Below are 19,884 nucleotides of genomic sequence, written 5' to 3' on the forward strand. Positions count from 1 at the left end.
GGGGTCGAACCCAAGCGTTCCTTGCGAACCTGATCGACCCAGCGGCGAAGCGCCGTGGGCCCAATATCCAGGCTGGCGCAGACTTCGGGAACCGACTGTCCCTCGTCCAGCACCATGCTGGCCGCTTTGAGTTTGAACTCACTGGAGTAAGATTTACGCATAACCAAAAACACCTCAGATTTGGGCGCCATCATAGCGCCCGATTGAAGTGTCCAAAATCATTAGGCCAGTTCAAGCTCGCTCCCACAAGGGGTTATGCGTGACCGAGAGATTGAGGATTGGCACAGAACCAATGTGGGAGCGAGCTTGCTCGCGATGAGGGCCGCCCATTCAACATCCAGGCAAGCTGACCCACTATTATCGCGAGCAAGCTCGCTCCCACAGTGGGTCACACTTGATGCTTAGTGATGCTCACGGGTCGCGCGGAATTTCACATCCGGCCAGCGCTCTTCCATCAGCGCCAGGTTGACCCGGGTCGGGGCCAGGTAGGTCAGGTGACCGCCGCCGTCCAGCGCGAGGTTTTCCACAGCCTTGTTGGAGAATTCCTCGAGCTTTTTCTTGTCGCCGCATTCGACCCAACGGGCGGAGTACACGGTGATCGGCTCGTAGGAGCATTCGACCTTGTATTCCTCTTTCAAGCGGCTGGCGACCACATCGAACTGCAGCACACCGACGGCGCCGAGGATGATGTCGTTGCTGCGCTCCGGGAAGAACACCTGGGTGGCGCCCTCTTCGGCCAGCTGCTGCAGGCCCTGGCGCAACTGCTTGGACTTGAGCGGGTCCTTCAGGCGTACACGGCGGAACAGTTCCGGGGCGAAGTGCGGGATGCCGGTGAAACCCAGGGTTTCGCCTTCGGTGAAGGTGTCGCCGATCTGGATCGTGCCGTGGTTGTGCAGGCCGATGATGTCACCGGCGAAGGCTTCTTCCAGTTGCTCGCGCTCCGAGGAGAAGAAGGTCAAGGCGTCGCCGATGCGCACGTCCTTGCCGGTGCGCACGTGGCGCATCTTCATGCCCTTGTCGTATTTGCCGGAGCAGATGCGCATGAAGGCGATACGGTCGCGGTGCTTGGGGTCCATGTTCGCCTGGATCTTGAACACGAAGCCCGAGAATTTCTCTTCCACCGGTTCCACGGTGCGCTCGTTGGCGACGCGTGGCAGCGGGCGCGGGGCCCAATCGACCACCGCGTCGAGCACATGGTCCACACCGAAGTTGCCCAGGGCGGTACCGAAGAACACCGGGGTCAGTTGGCCGTCGAGGAATTCCTGCTGGTTGAACTCGTGGCAGGCGCCCTGCACCAGCTCCAGTTGCTCGACGAAACGATCGTACTCATCGCCCAGGTGCGCGCGGGCCTCGTCGGAGTCGAGCTTCTCGATGATCTTGACATCCGTGCGCTCGTGCCCGTGCCCGGCGGTGTAGACGATGATGTAGTCGTCGGCCAGGTGGTACACGCCCTTGAAGTCGCGGTAGCAACCGATCGGCCAGGTGATCGGCGCCGCCTTGATCTTCAGGACCGCTTCGATCTCGTCGAGCAGTTCGATCGGGTCGCGGATGTCGCGGTCGAGTTTGTTGATGAAACTGACGATTGGCGTGTCCCGCAGGCGGCAGACATCCATCAGCGCGATGGTCCGTGGTTCGACGCCTTTACCGCCGTCGAGGACCATCAAGGCCGAGTCCACTGCCGTCAGGGTGCGGTAGGTATCTTCGGAGAAGTCTTCGTGGCCCGGGGTGTCGAGCAGGTTGATCATGTGATCGCGATACGGGAACTGCATGACCGACGTGGTAATGGAGATACCCCGTTGTTTTTCCATTTCCATCCAGTCGGAGGTGGCATGGCGATCGGACTTGCGAGACTTCACCGTGCCGGCGACCGCAATCGCCTTGCCCATCAGCAAGAGCTTCTCGGTGATGGTGGTCTTACCGGCATCGGGGTGGGAAATAATGGCGAAAGTGCGGCGTTTCGCGACTTCGGCGGCCTGTTTGGTCATGGGAAATCGCCTGGCAGGTGATTCAAAAAAGGGCGGCGATTATAGCTCAACTTGTGCCAGGAACCGAACCGTTGAGCACATCCAGGGTGGCCAGATCATCCCTTGCATGGGAACCTTTTGCCGCGTGGAGGCGTCCACCACCCTGATACGAGCAACCGTCAGGGTCTGGAAAATCAGCAAGTTAGCCTGACGGGGCTGCGCTCATGGCTCACTTCGACGACCGTTTACCGGCCTCGAAAAGAGCTGCTTCTCGCGAACGTTTTTCCGGCAACCCGTGATGGTTTTCCGCCCGGGAAAGCGTGCGCCGACTGAAAGACAAAGGAGTCCGCCTGTGGCTATCCGCTATGGCAAAGGGCTTATCGGGGGTGCGGTCGTCGTCGCGCTCCTGGCCCTGTTGATCCACTGGATCGGCATCGATACGATCCAACGCTACCGCGACGATCTGCTGTTTTACCTGCAAGCGCACCTGATGCTTGTGTTGGCCTCCATGCTGGCGGCCCTGGTTGTCGGCATCCCCGCCGGCATCGCCCTCAGCCGTCCCGGCATGGTCGGGCGCGCCGAACGCTTCATGCAAGTGTTCAACATCGGCAATACCGTACCGCCCCTGGCCGTGCTGGCCATCGCCCTGGGCATCCTGGGCATCGGCAGCGGGCCCGCCATCTTCGCCCTGTTCCTCGCCTCGCTGCTGCCCATCGTGCGCAACACCTATGAAGGCCTGAAGAATGTCCAGGGCTCCCTCAAGGAAGCCGCCGTCGGCATCGGCATGACCCCACGCCAGGTGCTGTGGAAAGTCGAGTTGCCCAACGCCGTGCCGATCATCGTCGGTGGCGTGCGCGTGGCCCTGGCGATCAACGTCGGCACCGCGCCCCTGGCGTTCCTGATCGGCGCCAACAGCCTCGGCAGCCTGATCTTCCCCGGCATCGCCCTGAACAACCAGCCGCAGCTGTTGCTCGGCGCGGCCTGCACCGCCCTGCTGGCGCTGCTGCTCGACGGCCTGGTGACACTGGCCAGCCGCCTCTGGCTGGAACGCGGTCTGCGACCGTCATAAGCCGGCTGGAAAAAGGAAATCGTTTATGAAGAAGTTGAGCTTGATACTGGGCTGTGTCCTGCTGTTCGCAGGGTTCGCCCAAGCCGCTGAAAAACCGCTGATCCGCCTCGGTGCCCGGGTGTTCACCGAGCAGACACTGCTGGCGGAAATCACCGCGCAATATTTGCGCGCCAAGGGCTATGACGCGCAGATCACCGGCGGCCTGGGCAGTAACCTGGCCCGCAGCGCCCATGAAACCGGGCAACTGGACCTGTTGTGGGAGTACACCGGCGTGTCGCTGGTGGCCTACAACCACGTCACGGAAAAACTCGACAGCGCCCAGTCCTACGCCCGAGTGAAAGAACTCGACGCCAAAAAGGGCCTGGCCTGGCTGGCACCGTCGAAATTCAGCAACACCTACGCCTTGGCGCTGCCGGAAAAAGTCGCGCAGCAATATCCGCAGATCAATTCCATCAGCCAGTTGAACACGGTGTTGCAGGCCGAAGCCGATGACAATCACCTGGTGGCCCTGGACACCGAATTCGCCAACCGTTCCGACGGCCTGGCGGGCATGGTCGAGCAGTACGGCATGAACCTGACCCGCAAGAACATCCGGCAGATGGACGCGGGCCTGGTCTACACCGCCCTGCGCAACAGCCAGGTGTTCGCCGGCCTGGTCTACACCACCGACGGCCGGCTGAACGCGTTCAAGCTGAAGTTGCTGGAAGACGACAAGCATTATTTCCCCGACTACACCGCCGCGCCGGTGGTGCGCCAGGCGTTCCTCGACGCGCACCCGCAACTGGCCGCGCAGCTCAAGCCCCTGGCCGAGTTGTTCGACGATGAAACCATGCGCCAGCTCAACGCCCGCGTGGACGTCAACCATGAAAGCCCCTCCGCCGTTGCCGCCGATTTCCTGCGCCAACATTCGCTGCTCTCAACCCAATGACCTGGAGGAAAAGCCATGGATTTTCTTGACGCCTTTTCCCATCTGGACTGGCCGCTGGTGCTGCACCTGACCTGGCAGCACATCACCCTGGTGGGCATCGCCGTGACCCTGGCGATTGTCGTCGGTGTGCCCCTGGGTATCTTCATGACCCGCTTCCCGGCGCTCGCCGGACCGTTGCAGGCCAGCGCCACGGTGCTGCTGACGATTCCGTCGATCGCGCTGTTCGGCCTGCTGTTGCCGTTCTATTCCAAGTTCGGCCAGGGCCTGGGCCCGATGCCGGCGATCACCGCGGTGTTTCTCTATTCGTTGTTGCCGATCATGCGCAACACCTACCTGGCCTTGACCGGCGTCGAACCGGGCATCCGGGAAGCCGCCCGCGGCATCGGCATGACCTTCGCCCAGCGCCTGCGCATGGTCGAACTGCCCATCGCCATGCCGGTGATCCTGGCCGGCGTGCGCACCGCCGTGGTCATGAACATCGGCGTCATGACCATCGCCGCCACCATCGGCGCCGGTGGCCTGGGCGTGCTCATCCTCGCTTCCATCAGCCGCAGCGACATGTCGATGCTGATCGTCGGCGCCGTGCTGGTCAGTCTCCTGGCCATCTTCGCCGACCTGCTTCTGCAATGGCTGCAACGCTCGCTGACCCCAAAAGGACTATTGAAATGATCGAACTTCAAAACCTCAGCAAAACCTTCAAGAGCAACGGCAAGGACGTCAAGGCCGTCGACTCGGTGAACCTGATCGTCAACGAAGGCGAGATCTGCGTGTTCCTCGGGCCGTCGGGCTGTGGCAAAAGCACCACGCTGAAGATGATCAACCGCCTGATCCCGCCCACCTCGGGCAAGGTGTTGATCAACGGCGAAGACACCACCGACCTGGACGAAGTGACCCTGCGCCGCAACATCGGCTACGTGATCCAGCAGATCGGCCTGTTCCCGAACATGACCATCGAGGAAAACATCACCGTGGTCCCGCGCCTGCTGGGCTGGGACAAACAGAAGTGCCACGACCGTGCCCGCGAACTGATGAGCATGATCAAGCTCGAGCCCAAGCAGTACCTGCATCGCTACCCCCGTGAACTGTCGGGCGGGCAGCAGCAACGGATCGGCGTGATCCGGGCCCTGGCGGCCGATGCGCCGCTGTTGCTGATGGACGAACCCTTCGGCGCGGTGGACCCGATCAACCGCGAGATGATCCAGAACGAGTTCTTCGAGATGCAGCGGGCGCTGAACAAGACCGTGATCATGGTCAGCCATGACATCGACGAAGCCATCAAGCTGGGGGACAAGATCGCGATCTTCCGCGCCGGCAAGCTGGTCCAGTGCGATCACCCGGACACGTTGCTGGCCCATCCGGCCGACGAGTTCGTCAGCAACTTCGTCGGCCAGGACAGCACGCTCAAGCGCCTGTTGCTGGTCAAGGCCGAAGACGCCGCCGACAACGCACCGTCGGTCAGCCCGGAAACGCCGGTGAATGAGGCGCTGGAGCTGATGGACGAACATGACCGTCGCTACGTGGTGGTCACCTGCGCCGAGAACAAGGCCCTGGGCTATGTGCGACGGCGCGACCTGTATCGCCAGACCGGCACCTGCGCGCAGTACCTGCGGGAATTCAATGCCACTGCCGCCTACGACGAACACCTGCGGATCCTGCTGTCGCGCATGTACGAGTTCAACCGCTCGTGGCTGCCGGTGATGGACGCCGAGCGGGTGTTCCTCGGCGAGGTCACTCAGGAATCCATCGCCGAATACCTGAGTTCCGGGAGATCCCGTGGGGGCAAGACCAGCATCGTTTCGCCGGCGGAGATTGCGCAGGCCTGATCGCCCCAACGAACCCTGTGGGAGCCGAGCTTGCTCGCGATAGCGGTGGGTCAGTTGGCGGTAGTGTTGGCTGTGCCGCCGCTATCGCGAGCAAGCTCGGCTCCCACAGTTTCCAGGGTGGTCACCAAAATGATGTCTCTGCCCGAAACGCCCCGATTTTCCATCCCGCGGGAACATCAATCTGTCACGCAGGTCGGTTACATCATGAGCTGTCGCGGGCCGCACGACGGATGTGTGCAAAAACGCGACATTTTTAGTTGATCTCAGGCCCCTCACGCCCTAAAGTTCGCGCCGAACGTCCATGCTGGAAACGATCCATCCGGCTCAAGTACTGACGACGAGACAGCAAGGCCAAGGGAATCATGTATCCCATGGCCTTTTTGCTTTCGGCGGCAATGCCTTGGGAAGTAGGCGAACCAAAGTGGGGATACGGAGGACGTTCACGAGGGCTGCTTGCCCTCACACCCATTGATCCTGATGTTTGCCAGTAGGAGTCCCAAGTATGTCGATCCAGGTCGAAGATTATTTCGCGCGCGAAACTTTCCAGAAAATGAAAGCGTTCGCCGACAAGCAGGAAACCCCGTTCGTGGTGATCGACACCGCGATGATCGCCCAGGCCTATGACGACCTGCGCGCCGGTTTCGAATTCGCCAAGGTCTACTACGCCGTCAAGGCCAACCCGGCGGTGGAAATCATCGACCTGCTCAAGGACAAAGGCTCGAACTTCGACATCGCCTCGATCTACGAGCTGGATAAAGTCATGAGCCGTGGCGTAGGCCCGGACCAGATCAGCTACGGCAACACCATCAAGAAATCCCGCGACATCCGCTACTTCTACGAGAAGGGCGTGCGCCTGTACGCCACCGACTCCGAAGCCGACCTGCGCAACATCGCCAAGGCCGCGCCGGGTTCGAAGGTCTATGTGCGGATCCTCACCGAAGGCTCGACCACCGCTGACTGGCCGTTGTCGCGCAAGTTCGGCTGCCAGACCGACATGGCCATGGACCTGCTGATCCTGGCCCGCGACCTGGGCCTGGTGCCGTACGGCATTTCGTTCCACGTCGGCTCGCAACAGCGCGACATCAGTGTCTGGGACGCGGCCATCGCCAAGGTCAAGGTGATCTTCGAGCGTCTGAAGGAAGAAGACGGCATCGTCTTGAAGCTGATCAACATGGGTGGCGGCTTCCCGGCCAACTACATCACCCGCACCAACAGCCTGGACACCTATGCCGAGGAAATCATCCGCTTCCTCAAGGAAGACTTCGGCGACGACCTGCCGGAAATCATCCTGGAGCCAGGCCGTTCGTTGATCGCCAACGCCGGTATCCTGGTCAGCGAAGTGGTGTTGGTGGCGCGCAAGTCCCGTACCGCTGTCGAGCGCTGGGTGTACACGGATGTGGGCAAGTTCTCCGGCCTGATCGAAACCATGGACGAAGCCATCAAGTTCCCGATCTGGACCGAGAAGAAAGGCGAGATGGAAGAAGTGGTTATCGCCGGGCCGACCTGCGACAGCGCCGACATCATGTATGAAAACTACAAGTACGGTCTGCCGTTGAACCTGGCCATTGGCGATCGCCTGTACTGGTTGTCGACCGGGGCCTATACCACCAGCTATAGCGCGGTGGAATTCAATGGCTTTCCGCCGCTGAAATCGTTTTACGTGTAATGCGTTCGGGGGCTTGAACGTCCATCGTTCCGGCCCTGTCGCGTAATAAAAACGGCGTTTTTCCAGAAATGGAAAGCGCCGTTTTTTTGTTTTTGTTCTTGATGAAACCGCGTATCCCCTGTGGGAGCGAGCTTGCTCGCGATAGCAGTGGGTCAGCCGACAGTGATGTGGCTGACAGGCCGCTATCGCGAGCAAGCTCGCTCCCACAGGATTTTGTCGCTCATCTCATCACTGATCGACACCTTTTAGGTGTGTTTATGAATGCTTCTCGATAACACACGGCATAATGCGCACCGTGATGAACAGTAATAGATGAACAAGGCGGGCGACGTGTTGAAGAAAACCCTGTTCCAGTTGCACTGGTTTTTCGGCATCAGTGCCGGGCTGGTCCTGGCGTTGATGGGCGTTACCGGGGCGGTGGTGTCGTTTCAGGATGAAATCCTGCGGGCCTTGAACCCGCAAGTGCTGACGGTCGAGAAGCAACCGGCCGGCGTCTTGCCGCCCGCCGAGCTGGTGGAGCAGATCGAAGCCGCCTCCGGCAAGACCGTCGCCATGCTCTGGGTCGAGACCGACAGCGGCAACGCCGCGCGGGTGATCTTCGCGGCGCCTCCCGGGGAAAAACGTGATGCCATGCGCTATTTCGACCCCTACACCGCACAGTTCATGGGTGAGGTGACCGGCCAGGATTTCTTTGGCCTGATGCTCAGGCTGCACCGCGTCCTGACCCTGGATGACGTGGGTCGGCAAATCACCGGGGCCTGCACGCTGATCCTGGTGTTCTTCTGCCTGTCCGGGCTGTACCTGCGTTGGCCACGCCAATGGAAAAGCTGGCGCGCCTGGCTGACCCTCGACTGGGGGAAAAAAGGCCGTAGCTTCAATTGGGACCTGCACTCGGTGGCGGGCACCTGGTGCCTGGTGTTCTATCTGCTGGCGGCACTGACCGGGCTGACCTGGTCCTACGACTGGTACAACAAAGGCGTGACCCGCCTGCTCTCCGATTCACCGGAAGAGGAACGGGTGCGCAATCGCGGCCCGGCGCCAAGCGGCCCACTGCCCGTGGCCGATTACCGGGCCATGTGGAGCAGCATCTACAGCGCCGCCGGCCCGGGCCTGTCCGCCTACAACGTGCGCATGCCGCCCGTGGCCGGGCAGCCGGCGACCGTGCTTTACCTGCTGAAAAACTCACCTCACGACCGGGCGCTGAACCAGCTCATCCTCGACCCGGCCACCGGTGTCATCAACCGGCATAGCCGCTACAGCGACAAGAGCCTCAAGGCGCAGTTGCTGACCAGTGTCTATGCCCTGCATATCGGCAGCTACTTCGGCCTGGTCGGGCGGATCCTGGTGACCGTCGCCGCGCTGACCATGCCGCTGTTCTTCATCACTGGCTGGTTGCTGTACCTGGACCGTCGCCGCAAGAAACGCCAGGCCAGAAACGCCCGCCAGGCCCTGAGCGCCAACCCGACCGATGCGCCGGCCTGGCTGATCGGCTTCGCCAGCCAGAGCGGTTTCGCCGAGCGACTGGCCTGGCAGACTGCCGGCCAACTCCAGGCCGCCGGCTTGCCCGTGAAGGTCCAGCCATTGGCCGGTGTTCGCGAGCAAGACCTGAACAACGCCACCCATGCGCTGTTTGTCGTCAGCACTTTTGGCGACGGCGAAGGGCCGGACAGTGCCCGCGGCTTCGAACGCAAGGTGCTGGGCCAGGCCTTGAGCCTGGAGCGCTTGCAGTATTCGGTGCTGGGCCTGGGCGACCGGCAATATGAACACTTCTGCGGTTTCGCCCGGCGCCTGCACGCCTGGCTGGCGGAGCACGGCGGCAAGACCCTGTTCGCGCCGGTGGAAGTCGACAGCGGCGACCCTTATGCCCTGCGTCACTGGCAACAACAACTGGCCGAACTGACCGGACAGGCGCCTGCCGACACTTGGCAGCCCCCCAGTTTTGAAAACTGGACCCTCAGCCAACGCACCCTGCTCAACCCCGACAGCAGCGGCTCGGGCGTGTACCTGCTGGGCCTCACCGCCCCCGGGCCGAGCAGTTGGCTGGCCGGTGACCTGGTGGAAATCCTGCCGCGCAATGACCTGGAGGCCATCGAGCATTTCCTCGATGGCCTCGGCCTCTCCGGCCAGGCGCGTGTGCAAGTCGATGGCCTGCCCCAGAGCCTCGATCAGGCCCTGGCGACCCGCCAACTGCCGGAAAACCGCGCCCACCTGGTCGGCCTCCATGCCCAGGCGCTGGTGGAGGCGCTGGCACCGCTGGCCATGCGCGAATACTCCATCGCCTCGATCCCGGCCGACGGCGTGCTGGAGCTGATCGTGCGCCAGGAACGTCACGTCGACGGCAGCCTGGGCGTCGGTTCCGGCTGGCTGACCGAACACGCACCGCTGGGCAGCGCCATCAGCCTGCGGCTGCGTCGCAACAGCAGCTTCCATCTGCCGCCCCAGGGCGTGCCGATGATCCTGCTGGGCAACGGCACCGGCCTGGCGGGCCTGCGCAGCCTGCTCAAGGCCCGCGTCACCGAGGGCATGCAGCGCAACTGGCTGCTGTTTGGCGAGCGCAACCGCGAGCACGATTTCCACTGCCGCGATGAGTTGCAGGAATGGGTGACCTCCGGCGACCTGGAACGCCTGGACCTGGCCTTCTCCCGGGATCAGAAGCAGAAGATCTACGTCCAGGACCGTCTACTGGAATCGGCCGCGCTGCTCAAGCAATGGGTGGCCGACGGCGCGGCGATCTATGTCTGCGGCAGCTTGCAGGGCATGGCATCCGGGGTGGATCACGTGCTCAACAACGTCCTGGGGCGCGAGGAAGTGGAGCGACTGATCGAGCAGGGGCGGTATCGGCGGGATGTCTACTGAAAGGTAGTCAACTAGAACATTAATCCCTGTGGGAGCGAGCCTGCTCGCGATAGCGGAGTATCAGACAGCATACTTGTCGGCTGACACACCGCTATCGCGAGCAGGCTCGCTCCCACATTGGTTCCTGGTGTGCTTGAAATTCACACGGGCTGCAACTTCTTCTCAAACACCGCCACCCCTTCCAGATCCCGCAACACCACGCTCATCTCCCCGCTCGGCCCATCGATGTTCACCTCGCCAAAGAATTGATACCCGGCGAACGGCGAGGTGTTCTGGGCCGGGGGGGCTTTCTGGAACACCACTTCCGGGCCGAAGGTCTTGTCCAGGGCGTTGGGCCCGAAGCTGCCGGCGTTCAATGGCCCGGCGACGAACTCCCAGAACGGTTCGAAATCCTGGAACGCGGCGTGTTCGGGGTGGTAGTGATGGGCGGCGCAATAGTGGACATCGGCAGTGAGCCAGACGTAGTTGCGCACCTGATGCTTGCGCAGGTAACCCAGCAGTTCGGCGATCTCCAGTTCACGCCCCTGGGCCGCGCCCGGGTCACCGTTGGCGACTGCTTCCCAACGCGGCACGCCGGGGCTGACCTCGCCATCCGGCACACCCAGGCCGATGGGCATGTCGGCGGCGATGACTTTCCACTGGGCGCGGGATTGCTTCAACTCGCGCTTGAGCCAATTCAATTGCTCACGCCCCAGGAACGGTTTGGCCGCGCCGAGGTTGGCGTCATTGGCTTCGCGGTAACTGCGCATGTCCAGCACGAACACATCCAGCAGTGGCCCGTAACCGAGCTTGCGGTAGATCCGCCCGCCGCCGTCGGCCTTCTGCCGGCGCATCGGCGCGTACTCCAGCCAGGCCTGGCGCGCCCGCCCCACCAGGCTGTGGATATCCTTGGTCTGGTAACGCTCGTCCAGTTGCTTGCCCGGCGACCAGTTGTTGACCACCTCATGGTCGTCCCACTGCCAGATCTGCGGCACTTCGGCATTGAAGCGGCGTACGTTTTCATCCATCAGGTTGTAGCGATAGTTGCCACGATACTCATCCAGGGTCTCGGCGACCTTGCTCTTGGCCTCGGTGGTGAGGTTGCGCCAGATGCGCCCACCCTCGGCGGTGATTTGCGCTGGCACCGGGCCGTCGGCGTAGATGGTGTCGCCGCTGTGGATAAAGAAATCCGGCAGGCGCAGGCGCATGGCTTCGTAGATGCGCATGCCGCCGATGTTCGGGTTGATCCCGAAACCCTGGCCGACGGTGTCGCCGCTCCAGACGAAACGAATGTTGCGCTTGAATTGCGGCACGCTGCGCAGGTGGCCGAGCCAGGGTTCGCTGGCAACCCCGCTTTGGGCGTCTTCGAAATGCACACGGTAGAAAATCGCCTGGTCGCGGGGCAGCCCGGTAAGTTCGACCCGGGCGGTGAAATCACTGCGGGCATCGGCCACGGGCGAGACGAAGCGACGGGGATTGGTGAACTTGCTGCGGGTGTCCCACTCCACCACCATCCGCGCCGGACGGTCGCTGCGGCTCCAGATCATCGCCCGGTCGCCCTGCAAGTCGCCAGACTGCACACCGTCGGTGAGCACCGGACGATCCTTGACCGAAGCCATCACCGCCGGCGCCAGCCCCGGCAACAACAACCCCGCCCCCACGGCTTGCATCACCCGACGACGGCCCAGGTCGAATTCGCTCATGGTGTTCTCCCTTGAAATGGGAAAACTTAAGCATGGCTGTGTGAAGTGGGTGTGACAGGATTTCATGCCCCCAAACCAACTGTGGGAGCGAGCTTGCTCGCGATGGCGGAGTGTCAGCCAACCCAGTTGTCGACTGATACACCGCTATCGCGAGCAAGCTCGCTCCCACAGGGAGATTTCATTGCTTCAAAGAAGCGCTCAGACCTTCGCCGGCTCCAACGCCATCTCCACCACCTCGGGCCGCTTGAGCAGCGCGTATGCCACTGCCGTCAGCAGGCTCCCCGCCACGATCGCCAGCAAGTACAACAACGCATGGTTGATGGCATTGGGGATCAGCATCACGAACAGGCCGCCATGGGGGGCCATGAGCTTGCAGCCGAAGTACATCGACAGTGCACCGGTCAGCGCACCGCCGGCGATGCTCGCCGGGATCACCCGCAGCGGGTCCTTGGCCGCGAACGGGATCGCGCCTTCGGAGATGAAGCACAGTCCCAGCACCAGTGCCGCTTTACCGGCCTCGCGCTCGGTCTGGGCAAATTTGCGCCGGGCGATGAACGTGGCGATGCCCAGGCCAATGGGCGGCACCATGCCGGCAGCCATGGCCGCGGCCATCGGTGCATAACTCTGCGAAGCCAGCAGCCCCACCGAAAACGCATAGGCGGCCTTGTTGATCGGTCCGCCGAGGTCGACGCACATCATCGCCCCCAGCAGCACGCCCAGCAGAATCGCATTGGTGGTGCCCATGCTGTCGAGGAAGTGGGTCAAGGCTTCGAGCATGCCCGCCACCGGTTTGCCGACGATGTAGATCATCACCAGGCCGGTGAACAGGCTCGCCAGCAGCGGAATGATCAGGATCGGCTTGAGCGCTTCCAAGCTCTGGGGCAAGCGCGCGTAGCGGCTGATCGCCTTGGCCGCGTAACCGGCCAGGAAACCGGCGATGATCCCGCCAATGAAGCCGGCGCCCAGGGTGCTCGCCAGCATCCCGCCGATCATGCCGGGCGCCAGGCCCGGCCGGTCAGCGATGGAATAGGCGATGTAGCCGGCCAGCAGCGGCACCATCAACTTGAACGCGGTCTCGCCGCCGATCTGCATCAGCGCGGCCGCCAGGGTTCCAGGCTCCTTGAAGGCCTCGATGCCGAACACGAACGACAAGGCGATCATCAAGCCACCGGCCACCACCATCGGCAGCATGAACGACACGCCCGTCAGCAGATGCTTGTAGGCGCCGGTCTTCTCCGACTTGGCCGGGGCGCTGGCGCCGCTCAGCGCACTTTCCTGGCGAGCTTCGACCAGCGCTTTGTTCAGCGTCGCTTCGGCCTGTTTCAAGGCGATGCCCGTGCCGCAACGGTAGATCTTCTTGCCGGCAAACCGCTCGGTGGCGACTTCAATGTCGGTCGCCAGCAGCACCACGTCCGCTTCGGCGATGGCCTCGGCGCTCAACGGATTGCGCGCCCCCACCGAACCCTGGGTTTCCACTTGCAGGTCATAGCCAAGCTTCGTCGCCGCCTGCTGCAAGGCCTCGGCGGCCATGAAGGTATGGGCGACGCCCGTTGGGCATGCGGTGATGGCGACCAGGCGCGGGGCACGCTCGGCCGACGCCGACGGCTCTTGCGCGAACACATCCGCCTCGCCCAGAACCTCAGCCTCTACGGCGCCACGACGCAACACCGCATCCACGTCCTGGAGGGCCAGGGCCGGTGTGCTGCGGAACACCCGCTTGCCGACGAACCGCGACAGGTCCACCGGGCCGCTGGCGACCAGCAACACCCACTCCGCCGCTTCGAGAGTCGCCGCCGACAACTGGCGTTCCGGATGGGCCGCGTCATGGACCTCGACGCTGGTGCTCCAACCCTGGCGCTGCGCCGCGGCGTCCAGCAGGCGGGCGCACAAAACACTGGTAACCATGCCGTTCGGGCAGGCCGTCACAATGGCTAGTTTCATTCTTGCGAACCCTCTTATTGTTCTGTCAGGGGGCGCACGCGCACGCCCTGTTCAAGCGACGCCAGCACCGCGGTGTCGTGGATGCCAAAACCGATCTGCGTGACCGCCATGGCGGCGATGGCTGTGGCAGTGCGCAGTGTCTGTTCCGGGGTGTCGGCGCTGAGCAGGCCATGGAGCATGCCCGCCAGCAGCGAATCCCCGGCGCCCACGGTACTGGCGACGCTGACCTTGGGCGGCGAGGCATGCAACGCCGCACCGACGCTGAACCAGTTCACGCCATCGGCACCGTGGGAAATCACCACATGCTCGACACCCTGGGCATGCAGGCGCTGCGCCGCTTGCGCCTGGGCCGCTTCGCTCACCACCTCGCACCCCAGCGCATCGGCCAGTTCCTCGGTGTTCGGCTTGATCAGCCACGGCCCCGCCGCCAGGGCAACGCGCAAGGCTTCGCCACTGGTGTCGAGGGCCACGTTCAGGCCGAGTGTCTTCAAGCGTGCGATCAATGCCTGCAGCCACTGCGGGCTGACGCCCCGGGGCAAGCTGCCCGCCACCACGACCACGTCGTGGCCGGGGGCGATCTGCTCCAAACGCGCCAGCAAGGCCTGCTGTGCGGCGGCATCGACCACCGGGCCAGGTCCGTTGAGGTCAGTGATGCGCCCGTCCTGCTCGGCCAGCTTGATATTGCTGCGGGTCTCGCCGGGGACACGGATAAAGGCGTCGACAAACCCGCGCTGGACGAACAGCGTCTCGAACACCTGGGCGTTGTCTTCGCCCAGAAAGCCACTGACCGTCAGCGTATGACCGAGGTCAGCCAGCACCTGGGCCACGTTCACGCCTTTGCCAGCGGCGTGGGCATGCATGGCGTCGCTGCGGTTGACCTGGCCCGGCTCCAGGCGCGCCAACTCTACCGTGAGGTCGAGCGCCGGGTTGAGGGTCAGGGTTAGAATCTTCGCCATTACAGCGCCTCCACTAATGCGCGCACGTCATCGGCGCTGCCCACGGCCAAGGCCGCTTGGGCCAGGGTTTGTGCTTGCGCCAGGCTCAGTTCGCGAACCCGCGCCTTGACCTCGGCAATGCTACGGGCCGAGACACTCAACTCGTCCACGCCCAGGCCCACCAGCACCGGCACCGCCAGCGGATCGGCCGCCAGTTCGCCACACACACCGACCCATTTGCCATGGGCATGGGCGGCGCGCACGGTGATGTCGATCAGTTGCAACACTGCCGGGTGCAAGCCATCGGCCTGGGCCGAAAGGGTCGGATGCCCCCGGTCGATGGCCAGGGTGTATTGCGTCAGGTCATTGGTGCCGACGCTGAAGAAGTCGACTTCCTTGGCCAGCACCGGCGCCAGTAACGCGGCGGACGGCACTTCGATCATGATCCCCAGTTGCAGGTCCGCCACGGGTATTTCCCGGCGCAGGCGCTCGGTCATGTCCCGGGCCTGGCGCCACTCGTCGACGCTGCCCACCATCGGGAACATGATCCGCAGCGGACGGCTGTCCGCCGAGCGCAACAAGGCCCGCAGTTGCGCTTCCATGACTTGCGGGCGCTGCAACGTCAGGCGAATGCCCCGCACGCCGAGGAACGGGTTTTCTTCTTTCGCGATCGGCCAGTACGGCAGCGGCTTGTCGCCGCCCACATCCAGGGTACGCACCACCAGCGGCCGCCCGGCCAGGCCATCGAGCACCTTGCGGTATTCGGCTTCCTGGGTCGCTTCGTCCGGCGCCTGGCTGTGGGCCATGAAAATCAGTTCGGTGCGCAACAGGCCAATGCCTTCGGCGCCCTGCTCCACCGCGCTGGCGACGCCGGCGCTTTCGCCAATGTTGGCGAACACTTCCACGGCATGCCCGTCACGGGTCAGCGCCGGTTCGTGGCGCTGCTCGGCCGCGACCTTGAGGCGCTGTTCGCGGGTGTCGCGCTCTTCCTTGGCGCGCTGCAACGTGGCGGCGTCAGGGTCCACGTGCAGGCGACCACGCTGGCCATCCAGCAGCAAGGACGTGCCCGGCGCCAGCAGCAATACCGCCGCCCCCGCGCCCACCAGCGCCGGAATGCCCAGGGCGCGGGCAACGATGGCGCTGTGGGCGGTGGCGCCGCCACGGGCGGTGAGAATCCCCGCCACACGGGTCGGGTCCAGGCGGGCCACGTCGGACGGGCCGACTTCGTCCATGACCAGGATGTAGGGTTGATCGGGCTCGTTCGGGGTTTCGACGCCACACAGTTGCGCCAGCACCCGACGGCCGACGTCTCGCAGATCGGCGGCCCGTTCGGCCAGCAAGGCATCCTGCAAGGCTTCCTGCTCTTTGGCGGCCGCTTCGATCACGCCCATCCACGCCGCTTGCGCACTCTCGCCCAGCTTCAAGCGGGTGTCGACTTCGTCGGTCAGCTCCGGGTCGTCGAGCATTTCCTGGTGGGTGATGAAGATCTCGCGGATGGCCTTGGCCTTGGCGCGCTCGATCAGGCCCTGGATGTCACGGCGCACCTGGTTCAAGGCGTTCTGCAGGCGCTCGCGCTCGATGGCCGCCGACTCACCGCGCAGCGGATAGTCGATGGCCTGCAATACCTGAATGTGCGCCGGGCCGATGGCGATGCCCGGGGCGGCGGCGACGGCCTGGATCAGGCTGCCGGATTCGGGCGCCAGCATGACGGTCGCGACCTCGGCCATCACGGTTTCCCGTGGTGCGCTCGGAGGCGGCAGCGGTTCGACCTCTTCGCCCAGGCCTTCTTCGATGGCGGCCAGCAGTGCCGGCAACGCGTCGCTGGCAATGCTCGGTTCGGCGATGAACTCCAGGACCTGGCCGCGACGGGCGCCCAGGCTCAGCAGTTTGCTCAAGCTCTTGGCCGACACGGCGCTGTCCTGGCCGTCGACAATGCGCACGCGGATTTCGCCGTCGAAGCTTTTCGCCAACTGGGCGAGGATCTTCGCCGGGCGTGCATGCAGGCCATGGGCGTTGGCCAGGCCGATGCGCGCGCTGGGCCAGTCGGCGGGCAGTTCTCCGCCGAGCACTTCCAACACCTTGCGGCTGCTGGTGGCGCGGCCGAGCTCGTGGCCGCGGCCTTCGATCAGCAAGGCGCAGAGCCTTTCCAGCAGGGCCTGGTGGGCCTCGCCGAGGCTGGCAAGGCAGAACAGGCCGCTCAACGGCTGGCCCAGGTAACGGATGGGTTTGTCCGGGGTGACGAACGCCAGGCCCGGGCGCTTGACGGTCTGCTCGCTGTGCAGCCACCACAAGCCATCGCCCAGGGGCAGCGCATCGACTTGCTGCAACACGCCGGCAAAGCCATTGCTCACACAGTCGGCCTGGCGCAACAGGCGGGCGCCGCGCCATACCAGTTCTTCAAAATCGTCAGCCGACACACCGAGGCCGATCATCTGGGCATCCAGGGCCAGTTCCTGCGGCGCGCCTTGCAGCAGCTTCAGCAACGCTTCGGCGGAACCGGCGCGGCGCAAGGCCTGGCCCAGGTCCGTCTCGCCGAGGGCGCGGGTCAGCAGTTGCAGCAGGCGCAGGTGTTCATCGGACTTGGCGGCGATGCCGATGGCCAGGTAGACAATCTGACCATCGCCCCAGTCCACGCCGTCGGGGAATTGCAGCAGGCGCACGCCGGTGGAATAGACCAGGTCGCGGGTTTGCGGGGTGCCGTGGGGGATGGCAATACCTTGGCCAAGAAAGGTCGAACCCTGGGCTTCACGGGCCTGCAAGCCAGCGAGGTAGCCCTCGGCTACCAGGCCATCGGCCACCAGTCTGTCGGCAAGCAGTTGCAGCGCAGCGTCTTTATCCACAGCCGTCTGCGCCATGGATATCTGCTCTAGAGTGAGCTCGAGCATGCTTTCTCCTTTTTGGCGTCCGGGTTGGCGCCAGGTATTGTTTTGAATGAATCAGCTTAGCGTTACAGGACGGCTTTTGGCGGTATCGCGGCAGCACGGCCAAAAATCCTGCTAGCCTTGAAAATACGCTTGCTGAAACGTTTAATCTAGAAAGATTGGCACGTTACTCGATAATCTCTCATCGTTGAAGTGCAACTTGTCGTAAGCGCTTGGGCGGTAACCGTCAGCTTGAATCGGGTAGGATGGCCCTTATCCTCGGGACTCACTCGAAAAAACAAGGAAAACCGGGTTGAAACTCAGTGATATCGCTCAATTGGCCGGTGTGTCCGTCACCACCGCCAGCTATGTCATCAACGGCAAGGCCGAACAGCAACGCATCAGCAGCGCTACCGTCGAACGGGTGCGGGCAGTGGTCGAGGAACATGGCTTCACGCCCAATCCCCAGGCCGCCGGGCTGCGCAGCCGGCACACCCGCACCCTGGGCTTCATCCTGCCAGACCTGGAAAACCCCAGTTACGCACGCATCGCCAAGTTGCTGGAACAAGGCGCCCGGGCACGGGGCTATCAGTTGCTGATCGCCAGTTCCGATGATGCGCCCGACAGTGAACGGCAGCTGTTGCAATTGTTCCGCGCCCGGCGCTGCGATGCGCTGATCGTCGCCAGTTGCCTGCCGGCCGGCGACGACAGCTACCAGCAGTTGCAGGCCAAGGGCATTCCGATCATCGCCATCGACCGGGTGATGGAACCGGCGCATTTCTGCTCGGTGATCAGCGACGACCGCCAGGCCAGCCTGCACCTGACGCGCAGCCTGCTGGAGACCCACCCTCGACAAATCGCCTTGATCAGTGCCCGTCCCGAATTGAGCATCAGCCAGGAACGGGCCGCAGGTTTTCGCGAAGCCTTGGCCGGGTTCGAGGGCCAGGTGCTGATCGAGCATGGCGAGTCGTTCAGCCGTGAATGCGGCCGTCAGTTGATGGATGAAATGCTCGCGCGCCTGGGGCATCTGCCCGATGCGCTGATCACCACGTCCTATGTGCTGCTGCAAGGGGTGTTCGACGCCCTGCATGATTTCCCGCTCAAGTCGCGGCCATTGCGCCTGGGCACGTTTGGTGACACGCAGTTGCTGGATTTCCTGCCGCTGCCGGTCAATGCCATGTCCCAACAACATCAGTTGATCGCCGACAAGGCCCTGGAACTGGCCCTGGCGGCCATCGAAAACGATGACTACCAGCCTGGCGTGCAGGCCATCGCCCGGACGTTCAAGCAGCGGATCCACCAGGGCTGACGTTTTCTCAGGATTGATGCATGGAGTTGATCGACACCCACACCCACCTGGACTTCCCGGACTTTGACGCGGACCGCCCGGCGCTGCTGGCCGAAAGCCGCGCCTTGGGCGTGCGGCAAATGGTGGTGCTGGGCGTGTACCGGGACAATTGGCAGCGGGTCTGGGACCTGGTGCAAAGCGACCCGGACCTGCATGCCGCCCTGGGCCTGCACCCGGTGTACCTGGACCAGCATCGACCCGACGACGTGGCGCTGTTGCGCGACTGGCTGAGCCGCCTGGCCGGGCACCGGCAATTGTGTGCAGTGGGCGAGATCGGCCTGGACTATTACATCGAGACCCTGGACCGTGACCGCCAGCAAGCGCTGTTCGAAGCGCAACTGGAACTGGCCGTGGCGTTCGAACTGCCGGCACTGATCCACGTACGCCGCAGCCATGCCGCCGTGATCGCGACCCTCAAGCGCATCAGCCCCGCCCGGGCGGGGATCATCCATGCCTTCGCCGGCAGTTTTGAAGAAGCCCGCGAGTACCTCAAGCTCGGCTTCAAGCTCGGCCTCGGCGGTGCGGCGACCTGGCCTCAGGCCCTGCGCATGCACCGGGTGCTGGCGAAACTGCCGCTGGATGCGGTGGTACTGGAAACCGACTCACCGGACATGGCCCCAGCGATGTTTCCTGGACAACGCAACAGCCCGGCGCACTTGCCGGCGATTTGCGAGGCGCTGGCCGGGGTCATGGGTACCAGCCCGCAACAACTGGCTGAGGCCAGCACCACTAACGCCCGCGAATTATTCGGCTGGTAAAGAAACCTGTGGGAGCGAGCCTGCTCGCGATTGCTGCGCGGCAGGCCCCCATT

14 protein-coding genes are annotated in these 19,884 nt (G+C 63.6%); 8 read left to right on the forward strand and 6 right to left on the reverse strand.

All coding sequences use genetic code 11. From position 1 onward, the window contains the following. Both BLU85_RS18200 and BLU85_RS18205 read right to left on the reverse strand, forming a co-directional pair. Positions 1–161, reverse strand: a 161-nt coding sequence (locus tag BLU85_RS18200) for a transposase (RefSeq protein WP_139212813.1), incomplete at its 3' end; no start/stop codon positions are given. Positions 162–401: 240 nt separating this feature from the next. Beyond that, a complete protein-coding gene (locus tag BLU85_RS18205) occupies positions 402–1,985 on the reverse strand; it encodes a peptide chain release factor 3 (RefSeq protein WP_092202163.1) in 1,584 nt (527 codons plus the stop codon). 331 nt (positions 1,986–2,316) lie between these two features. Here BLU85_RS18205 and BLU85_RS18210 point away from each other — a divergent pair, with 331 nt between their 5' ends. From BLU85_RS18210 to BLU85_RS18235, 6 genes are all read left to right on the forward strand, one after another. After that, the gene (locus tag BLU85_RS18210) at positions 2,317–3,033 is read left to right on the forward strand and encodes an ABC transporter permease (RefSeq protein ID WP_092202161.1); all 717 of its coding nucleotides are present in this window, start codon (positions 2,317–2,319) and stop codon (positions 3,031–3,033) included. Between the two features lie 25 nt (positions 3,034–3,058). Beyond that, the gene (locus BLU85_RS18215; protein WP_092202159.1) at positions 3,059–3,961 is read left to right on the forward strand and encodes a glycine betaine ABC transporter substrate-binding protein; all 903 of its coding nucleotides are present in this window, start codon (positions 3,059–3,061) and stop codon (positions 3,959–3,961) included. A 15-nt stretch (positions 3,962–3,976) separates the two neighbouring features. Beyond that, a complete protein-coding gene (locus BLU85_RS18220; RefSeq protein ID WP_092202157.1) occupies positions 3,977–4,630 on the forward strand; it encodes an ABC transporter permease in 654 nt (217 codons plus the stop codon). After that, entirely contained in the window at positions 4,627–5,784 is a 1,158-nt protein-coding gene (locus tag BLU85_RS18225; RefSeq protein WP_092202155.1) for an osmoprotectant ABC transporter ATP-binding protein OsmV, read from the forward strand. The genes BLU85_RS18220 and BLU85_RS18225 overlap by 4 nt, the downstream gene beginning before the upstream one ends. A gap of 502 nt (positions 5,785–6,286) precedes the next feature. Next, entirely contained in the window at positions 6,287–7,450 is a 1,164-nt protein-coding gene (locus tag BLU85_RS18230; protein ID WP_092202153.1) for a type III PLP-dependent enzyme, read from the forward strand. A 330-nt stretch (positions 7,451–7,780) separates the two neighbouring features. Next, entirely contained in the window at positions 7,781–10,306 is a 2,526-nt protein-coding gene (locus BLU85_RS18235; RefSeq protein ID WP_175497012.1) for a PepSY domain-containing protein, read from the forward strand. Positions 10,307–10,446: 140 nt separating this feature from the next. On the opposite strand, the gene BLU85_RS18240 is transcribed toward BLU85_RS18235, so the two are convergent. The 4 genes from BLU85_RS18240 to ptsP form a co-directional block, all read right to left on the reverse strand. Then, a complete protein-coding gene (locus BLU85_RS18240) occupies positions 10,447–11,988 on the reverse strand; it encodes an alkaline phosphatase D family protein (RefSeq protein WP_092202149.1) in 1,542 nt (513 codons plus the stop codon). 198 nt (positions 11,989–12,186) lie between these two features. Further along, positions 12,187–13,929 (reverse strand): PTS fructose-like transporter subunit IIB, encoded by a 1,743-nt coding sequence (locus BLU85_RS18245; RefSeq protein ID WP_092202147.1) that lies wholly within the window; start codon positions 13,927–13,929, stop codon positions 12,187–12,189. A 14-nt stretch (positions 13,930–13,943) separates the two neighbouring features. Then, the gene (gene pfkB, locus BLU85_RS18250; RefSeq protein ID WP_092202145.1) at positions 13,944–14,885 is read right to left on the reverse strand and encodes a 1-phosphofructokinase; all 942 of its coding nucleotides are present in this window, start codon (positions 14,883–14,885) and stop codon (positions 13,944–13,946) included. Further along, positions 14,885–17,749: a phosphoenolpyruvate--protein phosphotransferase gene (gene ptsP, locus BLU85_RS18255; protein WP_092202143.1), complete on the reverse strand. Its 2,865-nt coding sequence runs from the start codon at positions 17,747–17,749 to the stop codon at positions 14,885–14,887. The genes pfkB and ptsP overlap by 1 nt, the downstream gene beginning before the upstream one ends. Before the next feature lie 289 nt (positions 17,750–18,038). Here ptsP and cra point away from each other — a divergent pair, with 289 nt between their 5' ends. Together cra and BLU85_RS18265 are read left to right on the forward strand one after the other, a co-directional pair. Further along, on the forward strand, positions 18,039–19,034 hold the full coding sequence (gene cra / locus BLU85_RS18260) for a catabolite repressor/activator (RefSeq protein ID WP_072411298.1): 996 nt from the start codon (positions 18,039–18,041) through the stop codon (positions 19,032–19,034). 20 nt (positions 19,035–19,054) lie between these two features. After that, complete coding sequence (locus tag BLU85_RS18265; RefSeq protein ID WP_092202141.1) at positions 19,055–19,831, forward strand: TatD family hydrolase; 777 nt, start codon at positions 19,055–19,057, stop codon at positions 19,829–19,831. Positions 19,832–19,884 lie beyond the last annotated feature (53 nt).

The organism is Pseudomonas sp. NFACC14 (assembly GCF_900106885.1).
GTDB classification, from domain to species: domain Bacteria; phylum Pseudomonadota; class Gammaproteobacteria; order Pseudomonadales; family Pseudomonadaceae; genus Aquipseudomonas; species Aquipseudomonas fluorescens_AA.

What these genes read in the sequence shown, in the direction of transcription:
- BLU85_RS18205 (WP_092202163.1), bottom strand. Translation starts at nt 1,985, where the DNA reads ATGACCAAACAGGCCGCCGAAGTCGCGAAACGCCGCACTTTCGCCATT.
- BLU85_RS18215 (WP_092202159.1), top strand. Translation starts at nt 3,059, where the DNA reads ATGAAGAAGTTGAGCTTGATACTGGGCTGTGTCCTGCTGTTCGCAGGG.
- BLU85_RS18220 (WP_092202157.1), top strand. Translation starts at nt 3,977, where the DNA reads ATGGATTTTCTTGACGCCTTTTCCCATCTGGACTGGCCGCTGGTGCTG.
- BLU85_RS18225 (WP_092202155.1), top strand. Translation starts at nt 4,627, where the DNA reads ATGATCGAACTTCAAAACCTCAGCAAAACCTTCAAGAGCAACGGCAAG.
- BLU85_RS18230 (WP_092202153.1), top strand. Translation starts at nt 6,287, where the DNA reads ATGTCGATCCAGGTCGAAGATTATTTCGCGCGCGAAACTTTCCAGAAA.
- BLU85_RS18240 (WP_092202149.1), bottom strand. Translation starts at nt 11,988, where the DNA reads ATGAGCGAATTCGACCTGGGCCGTCGTCGGGTGATGCAAGCCGTGGGG.
- BLU85_RS18245 (WP_092202147.1), bottom strand. Translation starts at nt 13,929, where the DNA reads ATGAAACTAGCCATTGTGACGGCCTGCCCGAACGGCATGGTTACCAGT.
- pfkB (WP_092202145.1), bottom strand. Translation starts at nt 14,885, where the DNA reads ATGGCGAAGATTCTAACCCTGACCCTCAACCCGGCGCTCGACCTCACG.
- ptsP (WP_092202143.1), bottom strand. Translation starts at nt 17,749, where the DNA reads ATGCTCGAGCTCACTCTAGAGCAGATATCCATGGCGCAGACGGCTGTG.
- BLU85_RS18265 (WP_092202141.1), top strand. Translation starts at nt 19,055, where the DNA reads ATGGAGTTGATCGACACCCACACCCACCTGGACTTCCCGGACTTTGAC.